The organism is Kitasatospora sp. MMS16-BH015 (genome assembly GCF_002943525.1).
GTDB lineage: Bacteria > Actinomycetota > Actinomycetes > Streptomycetales > Streptomycetaceae > Kitasatospora.
Genome location: NZ_CP025394.1, coordinates 6,522,327 through 6,539,126 on the forward strand (window position 1 = coordinate 6,522,327; position 16,800 = coordinate 6,539,126).

14 protein-coding genes, 1 pseudogene and 1 riboswitch are annotated in these 16,800 nt (G+C 72.9%); of the genes and pseudogenes, 4 read left to right on the forward strand and 11 right to left on the reverse strand.

The annotated features are described in order from the left end of the window. Positions 1-2: 2 nt before the first annotated feature. Positions 3-320 (forward strand): hypothetical protein, encoded by a 318-nt coding sequence (locus CFP65_RS39255; RefSeq protein ID WP_158702384.1) that lies wholly within the window; start codon positions 3-5, stop codon positions 318-320. Positions 321-359: 39 nt separating this feature from the next. Here CFP65_RS39255 and CFP65_RS41260 read toward each other — a convergent pair. The 6 genes and pseudogenes from CFP65_RS41260 to CFP65_RS28085 form a co-directional block, all read right to left on the reverse strand. Then, positions 360-960 (reverse strand): annotated as a pseudogene (locus CFP65_RS41260) (transposase); the annotation flags it as partial. 14 nt (positions 961-974) lie between these two features. Then, positions 975-2,330 (reverse strand): cobyrinate a,c-diamide synthase, encoded by a 1,356-nt coding sequence (locus CFP65_RS28065; RefSeq protein WP_104818795.1) that lies wholly within the window; start codon positions 2,328-2,330, stop codon positions 975-977. Between the two features lie 30 nt (positions 2,331-2,360). Continuing rightward, positions 2,361-2,966, reverse strand: a complete 606-nt coding sequence (gene cobO, locus CFP65_RS28070) for a cob(I)yrinic acid a,c-diamide adenosyltransferase (protein WP_104818796.1) — start codon at positions 2,964-2,966, stop codon at positions 2,361-2,363. Positions 2,967-2,969: 3 nt separating this feature from the next. Next, positions 2,970-5,108 carry a putative cobaltochelatase gene (locus tag CFP65_RS28075; protein WP_104818797.1) on the reverse strand — a complete coding sequence of 713 codons (2,139 nt, stop codon included), beginning with the start codon at positions 5,106-5,108 and terminating at the stop codon, positions 2,970-2,972. Then, the gene (locus CFP65_RS28080) at positions 5,105-6,634 is read right to left on the reverse strand and encodes a cobyric acid synthase (RefSeq protein WP_104818798.1); all 1,530 of its coding nucleotides are present in this window, start codon (positions 6,632-6,634) and stop codon (positions 5,105-5,107) included. The genes CFP65_RS28075 and CFP65_RS28080 overlap by 4 nt, the downstream gene beginning before the upstream one ends. After that, positions 6,631-7,653 carry a cobalamin biosynthesis protein gene (locus CFP65_RS28085; RefSeq protein ID WP_104818799.1) on the reverse strand — a complete coding sequence of 341 codons (1,023 nt, stop codon included), beginning with the start codon at positions 7,651-7,653 and terminating at the stop codon, positions 6,631-6,633. The genes CFP65_RS28080 and CFP65_RS28085 overlap by 4 nt, the downstream gene beginning before the upstream one ends. Positions 7,654-7,732: 79 nt before the next feature. After that, positions 7,733-7,879, reverse strand: a riboswitch (cobalamin riboswitch). Between the two features lie 204 nt (positions 7,880-8,083). Here CFP65_RS28085 and CFP65_RS28090 point away from each other — a divergent pair. From CFP65_RS28090 to CFP65_RS28100, 3 genes are all read left to right on the forward strand, one after another. Further along, positions 8,084-8,749 carry a helix-turn-helix transcriptional regulator gene (locus CFP65_RS28090; RefSeq protein ID WP_158702386.1) on the forward strand — a complete coding sequence of 222 codons (666 nt, stop codon included), beginning with the start codon at positions 8,084-8,086 and terminating at the stop codon, positions 8,747-8,749. Positions 8,750-8,929: 180 nt separating this feature from the next. Then, the gene (locus CFP65_RS28095; protein ID WP_104818801.1) at positions 8,930-10,051 is read left to right on the forward strand and encodes a S9 family peptidase; all 1,122 of its coding nucleotides are present in this window, start codon (positions 8,930-8,932) and stop codon (positions 10,049-10,051) included. A 241-nt stretch (positions 10,052-10,292) separates the two neighbouring features. Further along, positions 10,293-11,798 (forward strand): hypothetical protein, encoded by a 1,506-nt coding sequence (locus tag CFP65_RS28100; RefSeq protein WP_254552609.1) that lies wholly within the window; start codon positions 10,293-10,295, stop codon positions 11,796-11,798. A gap of 153 nt (positions 11,799-11,951) precedes the next feature. Here the strand turns inward: CFP65_RS28100 and CFP65_RS28105 are convergent, their stop codons facing one another. The 5 genes from CFP65_RS28105 to CFP65_RS28125 all read right to left on the reverse strand — a co-directional run bounded on the left by CFP65_RS28105 (position 11,952) and on the right by CFP65_RS28125 (position 16,791). Then, positions 11,952-12,833 (reverse strand): CDP-alcohol phosphatidyltransferase family protein, encoded by an 882-nt coding sequence (locus CFP65_RS28105; protein ID WP_174805578.1) that lies wholly within the window; start codon positions 12,831-12,833, stop codon positions 11,952-11,954. Next, entirely contained in the window at positions 12,820-13,485 is a 666-nt protein-coding gene (locus CFP65_RS28110) for a phosphatidylserine decarboxylase (RefSeq protein WP_104818803.1), read from the reverse strand. Before CFP65_RS28110 ends, CFP65_RS28105 begins: the two co-directional genes overlap by 14 nt. A 515-nt stretch (positions 13,486-14,000) precedes the next feature. Then, complete coding sequence (locus CFP65_RS28115; protein WP_104818804.1) at positions 14,001-15,203, reverse strand: acyl-CoA dehydrogenase family protein; 1,203 nt, start codon at positions 15,201-15,203, stop codon at positions 14,001-14,003. A 124-nt stretch (positions 15,204-15,327) separates the two neighbouring features. Then, the gene (locus CFP65_RS28120; RefSeq protein ID WP_104818805.1) at positions 15,328-15,825 is read right to left on the reverse strand and encodes a MaoC family dehydratase; all 498 of its coding nucleotides are present in this window, start codon (positions 15,823-15,825) and stop codon (positions 15,328-15,330) included. A gap of 3 nt (positions 15,826-15,828) precedes the next feature. Then, on the reverse strand, positions 15,829-16,791 hold the full coding sequence (locus CFP65_RS28125) for a CoA ester lyase (RefSeq protein WP_104818806.1): 963 nt from the start codon (positions 16,789-16,791) through the stop codon (positions 15,829-15,831). Positions 16,792-16,800: the final 9 nt, after the last annotated feature.

A 16,800-nucleotide genomic window follows, 5' to 3' on the forward strand; every position in this document is an offset into this window, starting at 1 on the left:
GAATGGAAGGCTATTCGATGATTCCATCGGAATGGATCAAGGAAATAATTGAACGCGAGCTCGACGCGAGTTCATCCAGCAGGCTCACTGAAGCGATTTCAGGTATCGATGCATCGGTCTTTGAGTCTCAGGACTTGGATCGAATTGTGGCGGCAATGGTGATTCTCCTCCGGGAGGGGGTGGATCTTGAGGTGATTATTGATGAGGCGGTGAGCGACTGGAGAGATTTGCTGGTAGATGCTGGCCTCGGGGGTGGTGACTGGCCGACCGTAATTGCCGACAGATTTGGCCCGCACCCTGGGTCGCAAATCCATGGATAGCACAAAGGGCGTGAGATTTTAGCTCGATTAGCGCGCCTCGTCGAACCCTGGTGGCCGTCCGCCTCGCGATCCTCTGCGTAGGCGGTCGGCCTGGCTGTCGGCTTTCTCCGGGATCGTGTGTCGGATGCCGCGCCGCCGCAGGTACTGACGGCAAGGACCGTTGCTGTAGGCCTTGTCGGCCGCGACGCTGTCGGGCTTCTTGCGGGGCCGGCCCGACCCGAGCCGGGGGACCCGAGCCTTCTCCGGCACGCGCACGAACTGGGTGCAGTCGGCCCGCTGTCCCGGCGTGACGATCAGGGACAACGGACGGCAGAAGCCATCCGCGCTCAGGTGGATTTGCTGGTGAAGCCGCCGCGCGAGCGGCCCAGGCCCTCACCTCCCGCACCACCTCCACCAGCCGGCCGACGAGGCTCTGCCACGGAGTCTCGTCCTGGTGTTCCAACGGCTCGTCCCCCTTTGAGTCGGCAAGGACCGGCGGCGGGTCGGTTCGGGCGCCGACCGCGTGCTGGTGGGCGCGTACGATGGTGGAGTCCACCGAGATGTCCCAGTCGATCTCGCCCGCCGCGTCGGCTGCGGCCTGGACCTGCTGCAGCAGTCGTTCCCAGGTGCCGTCCACCGACCACAGTCGGTGGCGCTCATAATCAGCGCTTCGGGTCAATGATGAATCCGCCCCACGAAATGTGCCGCCAGCTCCGGGGCGCCGGCCCAGTGCAGGTGCAGGTAGGAGGCGTGGACCGAACCCTGCACGAAGCCCTCCGTTCGCGCAGCGCCGTCCGGGCCGCGCCAACCCCAGGCGGGGTGCTCCCCGGCGCCGGGCTCGACCACTGTCCGGTGGAATTCATGCCCTCGCACCCGCGTACCGGCCGGAGCCAGGACGGAATCGCCGAGTGCCACCGCCTCGCGGTAGCCGAGCGTCAGCCGACTCGTCATCCGGGCGGAGCCGCCGAGCACGCCGCACATCGGCGCCCCGTCCAACTCCCGCCCCAGATACAGCAACCCGGCGCACTCGGCGCTGATCGGGGCACCGGAAGCCGCCAGCGCCGCGATCTCCGCCCGCAGCGCGGCATTCCCACTCAACTCCGCCACGTACATCTCGGGGAACCCGCCCCCGATCACCAACCCTCGCGTCCCGGCAGGCAGTTGTTCGTCGTGCAGCGGATCGAACGGCACCACCTCCGCCCCCGCCGCCGCCAACAGCTCGGCATTCTCCGCGTACGAGAACGAGAACGCCGCCCCTGCGGCGAGCGCCACCCGGGGCCGACCGGAGACCGGCGAGACCTCCTCCGCCGCCGACCACACCGGACCGCCCAAAGAAGGCGCGCTCCGCGCCAGCGCCATCACCGCGTCCAAGTCCACCGAGGCGGCGACGAGTTCGCCCATGTCCCGGACGGCGGAGACCGCCTCCGCCGACCGCTCCACGGCCGGCACCAACCCCAGGTGCCGAGAAGGCGTCGCAACGGACGAAGCCCGCCGCACGGCGCCGAGCACCGGCACGCCCGACCCCTCCTCCAACGCCTCGCGCAGCAGTTGCTCGTGGCGGTCCGAGGCGACGCGGTTCAGGATCACGCCGGCCAGCCGCACCTCCGGATCCCAGGAGGCGAAACCGTGCACCAGGGCGGCCACCGACCGCGACTGTGACGAAGCGTCGACGACCAGCACCACCGGTGCCTTCAGCAGCTTCGCCACATGCGCCGTCGAGGCCAACTCGCCCCGCCCGGCGGCCCCGTCGAAGAGGCCCATCACGCCCTCGACGATCGCCACGTCGGCGCCCGCCGCGCCGTGCCGGAAGAGCGGGGCGACCCGGTCGGGCCCGCACATGAAGGCGTCCAGGTTGCGGCCGGGGCGGCCGGCGGCCAGGCCGTGGTAGCCGGGGTCGATGTAGTCGGGGCCGACCTTGTGCGGGGAGACCCGCAGGCCGCGCGCGGTGAGCGCGGCCATCAGGCCGGTGGCGATGGTGGTCTTGCCGGCGCCCGAGGAGGGCGCGGCGATGACGAGGCGGGGGATGTTCAACGGGGCTTCCGTGTCCTCAGGTGGTCCGGTCTACCACTCGATGCCGCGCTGGCCCTTGCGGCCGGCGTCCATGGGGTGCTTGACCTTGGTCATCTCGGTGACCAGGTCGGCCACTTCGAGCAGCGGCTCCTTGGCGTAGCGGCCGGTGATCACCACGTGCTGGCTGCCGGGGCGGTCCCGCAGCACGGAGACCACCTCCTCGACGTCCACCCAGCCCCAGTGCATCGGGTAGGTGAACTCGTCCAGCACGTAGAAGCGGTAGGTCTCGGCGGCCAGGTCGCGCTTGACCTGCTCCCAGCCCTCCTTGGCGGCCTCCTCGCTGGAGATCTCCGCCTCGGTGGAGCGCTGCACCCAGGACCAGCCCTCGCCCATCTTGTGCCAGGCCACGCTGCCGCCCTCGCCGGAGGCGCCGAGCACCTTGAGCGCGTTCTCCTCGCCGACCTTCCACTTGGCCGACTTCACGAACTGGAACACCCCGACCGACCAGCCCTGGTTCCAGGCCCGCAGGGCCATGCCGAAGGCGGCGGTGGACTTGCCCTTGCCGGGGCCGGTGTGCACGGCGGTGATCGGCAGGGTGCGGCGCTGACGGGTGGTCAGGCCGTCGTCGGGTACGGACTCGGGTACGCCCTTGGGCATGGCTCAGGCAGCCTTTCGATCGAAGCGGTCGGAACGGTTCACAGCTCGGTGCGCGTGCACCAGCGCTGCCACGCCCTCGGCGCGCAGCTCGTCCAAGGTGACTGCGGTGCCGCCGAGTTGACCGGCCAGCACCCGGGCCAGGCCGAGCCGCACCGGACCGGCCTCGCAGTCCAGCACCACACTGGCCACGCCCTGGGCGCCCAGCAGCCCGGCGGCCTGCCCGGCCCGGGCCAGCGCGTCCCGCCCGCCGGTGGCCCGGCCGTCGGTGACCACCACCAGCAGCGGACGGCGATGCGGATCCCGCATCCGCTCGACCCGCAGCACCTCGTGGGCCCGTAGCAGGCCGGCGGCCAGCGGGGTGCGGCCACCGGTGGGCAGCTGCTCCAGCCGGGCGGCGCCCACCTCCACCGAGGAGGTCGGCGGCAGCGCCAGCTCGGCGGCGGCACCCCGGAAGGTGATCATGCCGATCTTGTCCCGGCGCTGGTACGCGTCCATCAGCAGCGAGAGCACGGCTCCCTTGACGGCCGTCATCCGCTGCCGGGCCGCCATCGAACCGGAGGCGTCCACCACGAACAGCACCAGATTGGACTCCCGCCCCTGGCGCACCTGCTCGCGGAAGTCGTCCTTGCGCAGCACCAGGGCGCGCGAGGCCCGCCCGCGCGCCACCTGGTGCGGGGCGGCGGCGCGCAGCGTCGCGCTCAGGTGCAGCCGGGCCAGCAGGCCCTGCGGCCGCCGGGCCCGGATGGTGTGCCCGCCGTCGGTCTCGGCGGGGGAGCGGCGCCCCTGGGCGCCCTTCCCCGTCCCGGGCACCTTGAACAGCCGGGTCCGGTACGGCTCCCCGGCCGCCGCCACCGGCCCCCCGGCCGGAGCGGACCCCGGTGCCGGGGCCTCGGACGCACCAGGAGCACCGCCGGAAGCGGCATCCGACGGAGCCTCGGGCGCAGCCGGCGGAGTCTCGGGCGCGGGAGCCCCGCCGCCCCCGCCGTCCCCGCCGCCCGAGGGGCCGTCAGGCCCGTCCGACGGTCCCTCGGGACCGGGGTCGTCATCCCCCGGCCCCGTACCGTCAAAAGGGTCGCTGCCCTCCGGAGCCGAGTCCTCCGCAGAGTCCGCCTCGGCCTGCTCGGCCTGCTCGGCCTGCTCGGCCAGCGTCCGGTCCAGCTGCTCCTCGTCGAGCCCCGGCGCGTCGAAGGGGTTCCGCCGCCGCCGGTGCGGCAGGGCCAGCTGCGCGGCCTTGCGGACATCCTCCTCCAGCACCTCCACCCGGCCCTCCCAGGCGGCCAGCGCGACGGCCGTGCGGGCCATCACGATGTCGGCCCGCAGGCCGTCCACCTCGAAGGCGGCGCAGACGGCGGTGATCTGCCGCAGCGCCCGGTCGGTCAGCTCCACCTGCGGCAGCAGCGCCCGCGCGGTGGTGATCCGCTCGGCCAGCGCCTCCTCCTCGGCCGCGTACGCAGCCGCGAACGAAGCGGGGTCGGCGTCGTACGCGAGCCGGCGCCGGACCACCTCGGCGCGCTCGCCGGGCTCCCGGGTGGCGGCGATCTCGACGGTGAGGCCGAAGCGGTCGAGCAGCTGCGGGCGCAGCTCGCCCTCCTCGGGGTTCATGGTGCCGACCAGCAGGAAGCGGGCGGCGTGCCGCACCGAGACGCCCTCGCGTTCCACGTAGGAGCGGCCCATCGCGGCGGCGTCGAGCAGCAGGTCCACCACGTGGTCCTGGAGCAGGTTGACCTCGTCGATGTAGAGCACGCCCCGGTGCGCCTTGGCCAGCAGGCCGGGCTCGTAGGCCTTGACGCCCTCGGCCAGCGCCCGCTCCAGGTCGAGCGAGCCGACGATCCGGTCCTCGGTGACACCGACCGGCAGCTCCACCAGGTGGGCGGGGCGGTCCACGCCGGTGGCCGAGGCGTGCGGGCCGTCCGGGCACTGCGGGTCGGCGCCGGCCGGGTCGCAGGCGAACCGGCAGCCGGCCACGGTCGCTATCGACGGGAGCAGGCCGGCCAGGGCCCGCACCATGGTCGACTTGGCGGTGCCCTTCTCGCCGCGCACCAGCACCCCGCCGACGGCGGGGGAGACCGCGTTGAGCAGCAGCCCGAGCCGCAGGTCGGCCATGCCGACGATCGCGGTGAACGGGTATCGGACGTCAGTCATTCGGCACTCCTGAGGCTCTCCTGGGGCCGGGGCGCGCCCGGCGGTACGAACGGCAGACCCTCGGCGGGCACCCCGCCCTCGATCAGCTTCCACAGCGCGTCGGTGTCGGCGTGCTCCTCGATCAGGTCGCCGAGGCGGTCCAGGCGCTCCTCCCGGGCGGCGGCGAAGCAGGTGTCCGGCGCGGGCACGAAGGCCCGGCCGGCCAACTCGGCCACCTCGCGCAGGAAGGCGCGGCGGAAGCCGTCGTTCTCCAGCGCGCCGTGCCAGGTGGTGCCCCAGACCGCCCCCTCCCGGCAGCCGTCGAGGAACGCCTCCCCGCCGAGAACCGCCACCACCCCGTGGTGGATCTCGTAGCCCTCCACCCGCTCGCCGTACGCCTCGCCGACCGGCCGGGCCAGCACCTTTTCCCGGCCGAACTCGACCCGGGTCGGCAGCAGCCCGAGCCCGGGCACCCGGCCGGCCCTGGACTCGACCTCGTCCACGATCTCCCGGCCCAGCATCTGGTACCCGCCGCAGACCCCGAGCACCGGCCGCCCCTCGGCGGCCCGGGCCAGGATCGGGGCCTCCAGCCCGCGCTCGCGCAGCCAGGCCAGGTCGGCCACGGTGGCCCGTGAGCCCGGCAGGATCACCAGGTCGGCGTCGGCCAGCTCCTCGGGCCGGGTGGCCCAGCGCAGCAGCACGCCCGGCTCCTGGGCCAGGGCGTCCAGGTCGGTGAAGTTGGAGAGCCGCGGCAGCCGCACCACGGCCACCCGCAGCACGTCGGCGCCGTACGGGCCCTGGACGGACCCCCGGTCGACCACGGTGGTCAGGTCGAGCGAGTCCTCGGCGTCCAGCCAGAGCCCCGAGAGCATCGGCAGGGTGCCCAGCACCGGACGGCCGGTCAGCTGGTGCAGCATGTCGAGCCCGGGGGCGAGCAGCCGCGCGTCGCCGCGGAACTTGTTCACGAACCAGCCGGCCACGTGCCGCTGGTCCTGGGGGGAGAGCAGCGCCAGTGTGCCGTACATCGCGGCGAAGACCCCGCCCCGGTCGATGTCGCCGACCACCACCACCGGCAGGTCGGCGGCCACCGCCAGGCCCATGTTGGCGATGTCCCGGTCCCGCAGGTTGATCTCGGCGGGGGAGCCGGCGCCCTCGCAGACCACCACCTCGTACCGGGAGCGCAGATCGGCCAGGCACTCCAGCGCGCGCTCCAGCAGCACCGGCTTGCGCTCGCGGTAGTCCAGCGCGCCGACCTCGGCAACCGGCTTGCCGAGCAGCACCACCTGGCTGCGCCCGTCGGCCCCGGGCTTGAGCAGCACCGGGTTCATCGCCGCCTCGGGCTCGATCCGGGCGGCCGCCGCCTGCATCGCCTGGGCGCGGCCGATCTCGGCACCGTCGGCCGTGACGAAGGAGTTGAGCGACATGTTCTGCGCCTTGAACGGCGCGACCCGCACCCCCTGCCGGGCCAGCCAGCGGCAGATGCCCGCCGTCACCACGCTCTTCCCGGCGTCGGAGGTCGTCCCCGCCACCAGCAGTGCCCCGCTCACGCCGCTCCCTTTCGTCGTACATCAGCCACCTTCAGGGGCGCGGGGAACTGCGCGAGTCGGAAGACACCCTTCCGGCGACCGCTTCTCCCGGAATGACTTGCACCCCGAAACGCCCCAACGAGACCGGTCACACCCAGCGCAAGCAGCCCGACCCGCCGCGAAAGCCGACAGGCCCGCTCCACGTCATCCACCGTCACCGCCCGCAGCTCCGCGCCGAGCACCGGCCGGTGTTCCACTCGCTCGCCGTACTGCAGCGTCCCGCCCAGCCGGACACCCAGCGCGCCCGCGAAGGCCGACTCCGCCTGCCCGGCGTTGGGGCTCGGGTGCGCGGAGCCGTCGCGCCGCCAGACCTTCCACGCCGTACGCGGCTCCGGCGCCGCCGCCACGGTGAGCAGCGCGGTGAGCCGGGCGCCGGGCCAGCCGGCCACGTCGTCCAGGCGGGCGGCGGCCCAGCCGAAGCGCAGGTAGCGGGGGGAGCGGTGGCCGACCATCGCGTCCAGCGTGTTGACGGCGCGGAAGGCCAGCAGGCCGGGGGTGCCGGCCAGCGCGCCCCAGACCAGGGCGTTGACCACGGCGTCGGCGGTGTTCTCGGCCACCGACTCGACCACGGCCCGGGCCAGCTGCGCCTCGTCCAGCCCGCTCGGGTCCCGCCCGCACAGGTGCGGCAGCCGCTGGCGGGCGGCGGTCAGGTCGCCGGCCCGCAGGTGGCCGCCGATGGTCCGGGCCTCCCGGGTCAGCGAGGTGCCGCCGAGCACCGTGAAGGTCGCGGCGGCGGCCAGCCCGGCCCGGCGGCGCCCGAGCGCCCGGTCGGCGAGCACGGCCCCGGCCGCCACACCGCCCACGCAGAGGGCGGTGTGCAGCGCCCCCACGCCCCGGTGGTCGCGCCAGAGCGCCCGCTCCAGGCGGTGCGCGGCGGAGCCGAACAGGGCCACGGGGTGCCCGCGCCGGGGGTCGGCGAACAGGGCGTCGGCCAGATAGCCCGCCGCACTGCCGAGGGCGAAGGCGGTGCCCCGCCTCAACGCGCGCACTGCGCAGCGGGCATGGGCAGCGGTACGTACGCCACGGTGACGGGTGTCCTCACTCAGGGTCCGCGCCCTGGCTCGACGAACCGGAGGTGAGAGTCTCCTGGCTCCCGGGGCCCTGAACGGGCTGCCCGGTGACAGTGGCGGGACCGCGCCGGACTCGCACCGGCTTCCTCTGCTTGCCTCCGTTTGGCTGAAAGATCCCACCACGCGCCCCGACCGGGAGTCAACAAACCACCCCGGTGGGCTTGGTCACCAGCGGCCCCCGCCGGATGCCCCCGACGGTCCGTCAGTACCTCCGAAGCAGGTGCCCTGCTCACCGGGGCCGGGCTGTGCGATCCGCCAGGGCCCGTCCGGGCCCGGCGGTCGGGCTTCGTGCGTTCAGCGGCTGGGGGACGACCGAAATGCCCCCGTACGGTCAGGGGGCATGCGACGCAGACCGCTTCCTCCTGCCCCCACCCCCGTGCCCTTCTCCCCGTCCGCAGCCCGCGCCCACCGCGCCGGCCTGGGCCTCACCCCGGACCAGGTGGCCGAGGGCCTGGCCGCCCACGGCGTCCGGCTGCTCCCGGGGCACGTGCTCGCCTGGGAGACCGGCCAGCTGCACCCCACCGAGGAGGAGTTCGTCGCCCTGGCCCGCGCCCTCTGGTGCCCGCCCGCCCAGCTGATGGGCACCCCGCCCGCCACCCTGCGCGACTTCCGACTCGCCCGCGAGCTCACCCAGGAGCAGGCCGCCGCCCGCATCGGCCTCACTCTCCCCGCCTACCAGAAGGCCGAGGCCACCGGCCGCTGGACCGGCGACGAGGACCAGACCCACGCCCTCGCCCTCACCTTCGACCTCCCCCTCCGCACCCTGGTCACCGTGACCGGCCGTCAGTCCGAACTCGACCAGCGCCTCCGCAGCTGCGTGGACGGCCGCTGGCAGGCCCAACTCAAGCCCGTCGCCCGCCTGGTCCCCGCCCCGCCCGAAGCCCTCTCCGCCGCCCTGGCCACCCTCCAGTCCGAGTACCAGATCCCCCTCCACTGGGGCACCCCGGCCGCCGCTCCGACCACGCCGCTGGCCGAACGCTTCTGGCACCTTCTGGGAGAGCGCTAGTTGCACCATCAGGGGAGCAGCCTGGGCATCCATGTAGGACAGCAGCAGAGTGCACGGTCGGCCGCGCCGTTCCCCGCGCCCCTGGAAACCCCAGCTGGCGTACCAACGGTGGCAACAATCCGGCCTCCGTAGTGAACTGGGCGACGGACCACCCGTCACCCCATCCCCCGGGAGAGTGCCATGCGCCGGCAGACCGCCGCCTTCACCGCCGCAGCCGCCGTCGGGGCCGGAGCGGCGGTGCTGCTGCTCGGCCGCAAGGTGTCCGAGCAGGCAGTGCGGCCCGGTGCGCTGCCGGCCCCCGGCGGGCCGCCGCCGGTGTTGAAGGTGGTGCAGCTGGCGGCCGGCCGGATCACGCTGACCCGTACGCCGGAGGCCCTGCGCCCGGGCAGGTACGCGCTGGAGTGGGGCGAGGACGGGCACGCGGTGGTGGGCGAGGTGGTCGGCCAGGACGCCCGTACCGTGACCCGCCGGCTGGAACGCGCCGACACCGGCACCCTCACCCCCGGTACCCAGCTGCGCCTGACCCCGCGCGTCCTGCGGGGCGACCCGACCTCCGCTCTGGCCCTGCCGTTCACCGAGACGACCGCCGCCGGGGAGCTCGGCCCGCTGCCGGCCTGGCTCACGCCGGGGGTGCGCGGCACCTGGGTGGTCCTGGTGCACGGCCCCGGCGCGGACCGCGAGCAGGCGCTGCCGGTGCTGCCCACCCTGAGTTCGCTCCGTCTGCCGACCCTCACCGTCACCTACCGGGGTGACGCGGGTGCGCCGGCCTCCCCGGACGGGATGGGCCACTTCGGGGAGACGGAGTGGCGGGACGTGGAGTCGGCCGTCCGCCTGGCGCTCGACTCGGGCGCGGGCCGGGTGGTCCTATACGGCTGGTCGCTGGGCGCGACCATCGCGCTGCAGACCGCCGCCCGCTCGGACTGGCGGGACCGGATCGCCGGGCTGGTGCTGGATTCGCCGGTGCTCGACTGGTCGGAGACGGTCCGCCGGGGCGCGGTGCTGGCCGGTGCCCCGGCCGAGCTCGCCGGGCTGGGGGTGCTGGCGGCCGAGGGCCGGACCGGGGTGGATCTGGCCGGCTTCGCCCGGCTGGCCTCCGGCGCGGACCTGGAGGTGCCCGTGCTGCTGCTCCAGAGCCCCGAGGACGCCGTCGCACCGGCCCTGGCGGCCACCGCCCTGGCCGAGCGCCGCCCCGAGCTGGTGAGCCTGCACAGCGTCCCGGGCGCCGCCCACGCGGCCCTGTGGAACGCCGACCCGGACGGCTACGCGGAGGCGCTGCGCCGCTTCCTCACTCCCCTGCTCTGAACCCTGCTCCGACCCCCTGCCCCGGACCCCGCCGCGGAACGCCCCCGGTGCGCCCCCACCGTGCTTCCGGAACACCCCGGAAACCTGACCTGACCATGGCGTGTCCATGGCACGAACCTGTCGCCGGGCGCCCCGGTTTGCGGCGGCTTGCCCGATCTTCGGCGGCTCCCGGCCCCGGAACCCGAAAGAACCGGGCGACCGGATGTGACAGAAGGCCCGTGCACGGGGAAGACTGCACGGCGTGACGTCTCGGAATCCGCGCGACCGTGATGCCCCGCTCCAGCCGACGATCGGTACCGGTGCGACGGTGACCCGTCTCCCGGGAGCGGCCCGCCGTCCTGATGGCCCCCGCTCGGCCGACGCCCTCGGCCCGGGCCGCCGCCGCACGCCCGCGAAGCCCGGCCGGGGCCGGGTGCCGGTGCCGGACGGCTTCCCCGCCCCCGCCGAGCTCGCCCCGTTGGCCCGGCGGATGCTCGCCGACGCCGTGCGGATCGCCCGCTGGGCCGGCGAGCTCGACCAGGTCGACAAGCGCGGCGAACTGCTCCCCGAGGACGCCCGCGCCGCCGGCCGCGCCCTCGCCATGACCGTCGGCGCCGCCGCCAAGGCCTGGGGCCAGGCCCTGCTGATCGGCCTGGTGGAGGCCCGCGACGGCGGCGCCGCCCCCGGTTGGCGCCTGCACGCCTGGGAGCACGACGACGAGGCCGTGGTCCGCGGCTGGTCCGCCCTGTTCGACGCCTGGACGCTGCTCGCCCCCGTCCCGCCCGCCCCGCTGCGCGGCGTCTTCGCGCTGCTCGCCGGTCAGGCCGTGGACCAGGCCCCGCAGCTGCTCTCCTTCCTCCACCTGGTGGACGGCCCGGTGGCCGACAGCGAGCTTCTGGAGCTGCTCCGCCGGGGCCTGGACGAGCGCCGCCACGGCGCGGGCACCGGCACCGCCGTGCTCTCGCCCGTCCCGCACGCGGCCTCCGCCGTCTCCGCCGTCCGCGGCACCTGCCGCGAGCCGCAGTTCGACACCCCGCCGGCCCTGGCCGACGTGGCGGCCGTCCTGGACTGGATGCTGGACGGCCTGGCCGCCGTCGGCGCCGTGGTCCGCCGGGACGAGGCCGCCGAACTCTCCCCGCTCGGCCACTGGGCCGTCCGGGCCAAGCTGGAGGAGATCTGCACCGTCGCGCAGACCGCCGCCGGCCACATCGAGCAGAGCGCCCTCGAACTCCTCGACGCCTGCGCCCGCTACTCCCCGGGCCCGGCCCGGGCCGAGTACCGCGCCTGGGTCGCCGCCCGCCCGGCCGACCGCGCCGTGGCCGAGCTGCTCGACGCCGCCCAGGGCGAGGACGCCCTCCGCCGCGGCCTCGCCTTCGAGGCCCTCCGGGTGGCCGGCGGCACCGCCGAACAGGCCGTCCGCGCCGCCGTCGACCTCCCGGTCCTGCGCCCCTACGCCCTGCTCTGGCTCGCCGAGCAGTCCGAGGAGGAGGGCATCGCCCCCTCCGACGTGCTGACCGCCGAGGACGCCGCCTGGCTCTGGGTCGACACCGCCGCCGCCGTCCTCGACCACGGCGAAACGGAACTCCTGGTGGGCCACGTCGAGGGAGCCTCCGCCGGCGAGCCCGTCCGCCTCTTCAACCGCGCCCGCCAGTCCGGCCACCCCCGCGCCGCCTCGGTCCTGACGGCCGTCAGCTCCGTCCACCCCGACCCGGCGGTAGCCAGAGCAGCCAGGCGGAGTGCTTTCAGCGTCCATAGAGGCGGGGCGTAAGTTGCACTACCAGAGGCGCGGGGAACGGCGCGGCCAGCCACCCACTCCGAGCCACTGAGGTCACAGCAGCCCGTTGCACTATCGGCGGTGCACATACGGAAGGGCCCCACTCCGGTTCCCCCGGAATGGGGCCCTTCACCGTTCAAAGACCGCTCAGCAGCCGCGCGACTCCGCGCGGCGTGCCCGCACGTCCCCGACCTTCTGCCCCACCTTGCGGCGGATCACCAGCAGCGGGGCCATCGCGGCCAGCGTGATCTGCGCGATCGCGCCGATGTGCATCAGCGTGTCGCCGCCCGGCAGGCCGGCGGCCCAGGCCGCCAGGCAGCCGATCGAGACCACGATCCAGCAGAGGGTGGCGGTGGCCAGCAGGCCCTGCGGCTTCGGGTACTCGATCCGCGAGACCATCAGGTACGCGACGCCGAAGATCATCGCCAGCCCGATCAGCATCGGCGGGTCGAGCAGCACGATCGCGATGACCGTCATGGCCCCCATCGGGCAGGGCATGCCCTGGAAGACCCCCGGCCGCATCTTGACGGCCGAGAACCGGGCGAGCCGCAGGACGACCGCGAGCAGCACCGTCAGCGCGATGAACGCCGAGAGCTGCTGGTTGCTGTCCGGGGAGACGATGCCCCAGACGGCCACGAAGTACGCCGGCGCGATCCCGAAGGAGATCAGGTCGGCCAGGTTGTCCAGCTCCGCGCCCAGGGCGGAGGAGCGGAGCTTGCGCGCCACCAGCCCGTCGAAGAGGTCACACATCGAGCCGATCAGCAGCAGCGTCACCGCGGTGGCGGCGCTGTTGCGGTTCGGCGAGGAGGTCTCCCCGGTGAGGTGCGGCATCAGGACCCCGGTGGTGATCGAGTAGATCGCCAGGAAGCCGCAGACGGCGTTGCCCAGGGTCAGGAAGTCGGCGGTGGACAGGTGCTGGGGCGAACGGGGAGCACGGAGCTCGCGGTCGCGCGCCCAGCGGCGGCGGCGCAGGTCCGTCTCCTCGTCCTCACCCAGGCCGACGAGGGTCTCAGGATCAGTCACGGTCAAGGCGCGTCACCCCGGCAGTGGTCTTCTGGCCCACCTCGACGCCGACCTCGACGCCGGGCGGGAGGTAGGTGTCGACGCGGGAGCCGAAGCGGATCAGGCCGACCCGCTCGCCCTGCTCGACCTTGGTCCCGGCGGCCATGTACGGCACGATGCGGCGGGCCACGGCCCCCGCGATCTGCACCATCTCGATGTCGCCGAGCTCGGTGTCGAAGTGCCAGACGACCCGCTCGTTGCGGTCGCTGTCCTTGTTGAACGCCGGCACGAAGCCGCCGGCGATGTGCTCCACGGAGGTCACGGTGCCGGGCAGCGGCGCGCGGTTGACGTGCACGTTGAGCGGGCTCATGAAGATCGCGACGCGGGTGCGGCCGTCCGGCCACGCGTCGATGCTCTGCACCACACCGTCGGCGGGGGAGATGACTCTCCCGGCGGTGATCTCACGCTCGGGGTCACGGAAGAACCACAGCATGCCCGCGCTCAGCGCACAGGCCGGAACGGCCGCGATGGCCCACTTGCCGCTGCGCCGGGTGAGGGCGGTGGTGATCGCGGCGGTGGCCAGGGTCGGCACGAACCAAGGGGTGGCTCCGCGGGCGATCGTCACGCGAGGGCGCCGACCGGCCGGAACGGAGGTGTGAGGGGACGGGCTGATGGGCATCGAAGACCTTAGTCGCGGGGGATCATGGCCGCTGGACGGGGGCCACCGCGGGGATCGAGTGAAAAGGGGACGGCTGCTGTCCCGGTGGATGCTATCGGGACCAGGCGGTAGGTGGGCAAGCCGCCTGCATGTTCAGGTGTCCTTAGCGGTGCCGATCTATACCTGCTATGTGTACGACCGTAGCTCGGGGGGTGGCGGTTCCCCAAGGGGTCGCACGTCCCGCGTGAGCCATGTCTCAATACGAACAGCACCCTTGGTCGGGCACCGTCGGTCGGTTACGGGAGCGCGGGGGCGGCCGTAGGGCGCGCACCGCGAGATGCGCGCCCTACGGCCCTTTCCCCGGGGCCGCCCGGCCGCTCCCCCCGACTGACCAGGTCGGGGATCGAGGCGGCCGGAGCGGCTGGCGGAGGCCGGGCCCGCACGCCCGGCACTCCTGGTTCGGTGGCCGGGGCGCAGCGGCCACCGGCGGATTCGAAATCCGGGCGGCCGGGCTGTTCTGCCCCGGAGCGGCCGTACTACTCGGCGATGCGGTACTCCTCGAGCAGGCGGCGGCCGACGATCATCTTCTGAATCTCCGCAGTTCCTTCACCGATCAGCAGCATCGGGGCCTCGCGGTAGAGCCGCTCGATCTCGTACTCCTTGGAGAAGCCGTAGCCGCCGTGGATGCGGAAGGCGTCCTCCACGACCTCCTTGCAGTACTCGGAGGCCAGGTACTTGGCCATGCCCGCCTCGAGGTCGTTGCGCTCGCCGCTGTCCTTCTTGCGGGCGGCCATCACCATCATCTGGTGCGCGGCCTCGACCTTGGTGGCCATCTCGGCCAGCTTGAACTGGATGGCCTGGTGCTCGGCGATCTTCTTGCCGAAGGTGGAGCGCTGCTGGGCGTAGGAGATGCCCAGCTCGAAGGCGCGGCGGGCCACTCCGCAGCCGCGGGCGGCCACGTTGACCCGGCCGACCTCGACGCCGTCCATCATCTGGTAGAAGCCCTTGCCGGGCTCCCCGCCGAGGACGCGGTTCGCCGGGATCCGGACGTCCTGGAGCACCAGCTCGGTGGTGTCGACGCCCTTGTAGCCCATCTTCTCGATCTTGCCGGGCACGGTGAGGCCGGGCACCGACTCGTTCGGGCCGAAGCCCGGGGTCTTCTCGATCAGGAAGGTGGTCATGTTCTTGTACGGGCTGGAGCCGCCCTCGTCGGTCTTGCAGAGCACCGCCACGACGCTGGAGGTGCCGCCGTTGGTCAGCCACATCTTCTGGCCGTTGATGACGTAGTGGTCGCCGTCCTTGACGCCCTTGGTGGAGATCGCCGACACGTCGGAGCCGAGGGCCGGCTCGGACATCGAGAAGGCCCCGCGCAGCTCTCCGGCGGCCATCTTGGGCAGGAAGTACTCCTTCTGCTCCTGGGTGCCGTGCGCGTTGATCATGTGGGCCACGATGAAGTGGGTGTTCACGATGCCGGAGACGGACATCCAGCCGCGGGCGATCTCCTCCACCACCAGGGCGTAGGTGAGCAGCGACTCGCCGAGCCCGCCGAACTCCTCGGGGATGGTCAGGCCGAACAGGCCGAGCTGCTTCATCCCCTCGACGATCGCGGTCGGGTACTCGTCCTTGTGCTCCAGCTCGGTGGCGACCGGGATGATCTCCTTCTCGACGAAGTCCCGCACGGTGGCGAGGATGTCCCGCTGGATCTCGGTGAGGCCGTCGGTCTGTGCGAGGCGTGCCATCGTGGGGCTCCTGGTCAGGAAGTTAAGAGAGGGTGAGTTGCGGGGGCTCCGCGAAGCGTGACTTCCGCGGAGCCCCCTGGCCGGTGGAGCGAGCGATGACGGCGCGCGCCCCGGACCGGGGTCCTTAGGAGAGGGGAGTCGGGCGGCCCGGCTGGTCGCCGCCGCGCTCCTCCAGGTACTTCTCGGTCGGCACCATCACCTTGCGGCGGAAGATGCAGACGACCGTGCCGTCCTGCTTGTAGCCCTTGGTCTCGACGTGGACGATGCCGCGGTCCGGCTTCGAGGTCATGTTCTTGTCGAGGACCGTGGTCTCGCCGTAGATGGTGTCGCCGTGGAAGGTCGGCGCGATGTGGCGCAGCGACTCGATCTCCAGGTTGGCGAGCGCCTTGCCGGAGACGTCCTCGACGCTCATGCCGAGCAGGATCGAGTAGATGTAGTTGCCGACCACGACGTTCTGGCCCTGCACGGTGGTGGTCGCGTAGTTGGCGTCCAGGTGCAGCGGGTGGTGGTTCATGGTGAGCAGGCAGAAGAGGTGGTCGTCGTACTCGGTGACCGTCTTCCCGGGCCAGTGCTTGTAGACCGCCCCGACCTCGAACTCCTCGTAGGTGCGTCCGAACTGCATGGCTCAGGCCTCCGGGGCTTCGAACTTGGACGTGCGCTGCATGCCGGCGGCCCGGCCCTTGCCGGAGACGACCAGGGCCATCTTGCGGCTGGCCTCGTCGATCATCTCGTCGCCGAGCATCGCGGAGCCCTTGAAGCCGCCGGCCTCGGAGGTGCACCAGTCGTAGGCGTCGAGGATCAGCTCGGCGTGGTCGTAGTCCTCCTGCGAGGGCGAGTAGATCTCGTTCGCGGCGGCGACCTGGTCCGGGTGGAGCACCCACTTGCCGTCGAAGCCCAGGGCGGCGGAGCGGCCGGCCACCGCGCGGTAGCCCTCCGCGTTGCGGATCTGCAGGTAGGGGCCGTCGATGGCCTGCAGGTCGTTGGCGCGGGCGGCCATCAGGATGCGCATCAGGATGTAGTGGTAGGCGTCGGCGTCGTAGCCGGGGGGCTGCTCGCCGACCACCAGGGACTTCATGTTGATCGAGGCCATGAAGTCGGCCGGGCCGAAGATGATGGTCTCCACGCGGGGGGAGGCCTCGGCGATCGCGTCGACGTTGATCAGGCCCTTGGCGTTCTCGATCTGCGCCTCGATGCCGATCTTGCCGACCTCGAAGCCCATGGTCTTCTCGATCTGGGTGAGCAGCAGGTCGAGCGCCTTGACCTGCTCGGCCGTCTGCACCTTGGGCAGCATGATGCAGTCCAGGTTCTGGCCCGCGCCCTCGACGACGGTGATGACGTCCCGATAGGTCCAGTGGGTGGTCCAGTCGTTGACCCGGACGACCTTGGTCTTCTTGCCCCAGTCGCCATTGTTGAGCGCGTCCACGATGTTGTGGCGGGCGCTCTCCTTGACCAGGGGGGCGCAGGCGTCCTCCAGGTCGAGGAAGACCTGGTCGGCCGGAAGGCCCTGGGCCTTCTCCAGGAAGCGCGGGTTGCTGCCGGGCACGGCCAGGCAGGAGCGGCGCGGCCGGAGGCGGTTCACGTTGGTCATGAGGGTGGT

Bases quoted from the DNA above. Each gene is read 5' to 3' on its own strand.
- CFP65_RS39255 (WP_158702384.1), top strand. From the start codon at position 3: ATGGAAGGCTATTCGATGATTCCATCGGAATGGATCAAGGAAATAATT.
- cobO (WP_104818796.1), bottom strand. From the start codon at position 2,966: ATGCCCAAGGGCGTACCCGAGTCCGTACCCGACGACGGCCTGACCACC.
- CFP65_RS28075 (WP_104818797.1), bottom strand. From the start codon at position 5,108: ATGACTGACGTCCGATACCCGTTCACCGCGATCGTCGGCATGGCCGAC.
- CFP65_RS28090 (WP_158702386.1), top strand. From the start codon at position 8,084: ATGCGACGCAGACCGCTTCCTCCTGCCCCCACCCCCGTGCCCTTCTCC.
- CFP65_RS28095 (WP_104818801.1), top strand. From the start codon at position 8,930: ATGCGCCGGCAGACCGCCGCCTTCACCGCCGCAGCCGCCGTCGGGGCC.
- CFP65_RS28110 (WP_104818803.1), bottom strand. From the start codon at position 13,485: ATGCCCATCAGCCCGTCCCCTCACACCTCCGTTCCGGCCGGTCGGCGC.
- CFP65_RS28115 (WP_104818804.1), bottom strand. From the start codon at position 15,203: ATGGCACGCCTCGCACAGACCGACGGCCTCACCGAGATCCAGCGGGAC.
- CFP65_RS28120 (WP_104818805.1), bottom strand. From the start codon at position 15,825: ATGCAGTTCGGACGCACCTACGAGGAGTTCGAGGTCGGGGCGGTCTAC.
- CFP65_RS28125 (WP_104818806.1), bottom strand. From the start codon at position 16,791: ATGACCAACGTGAACCGCCTCCGGCCGCGCCGCTCCTGCCTGGCCGTG.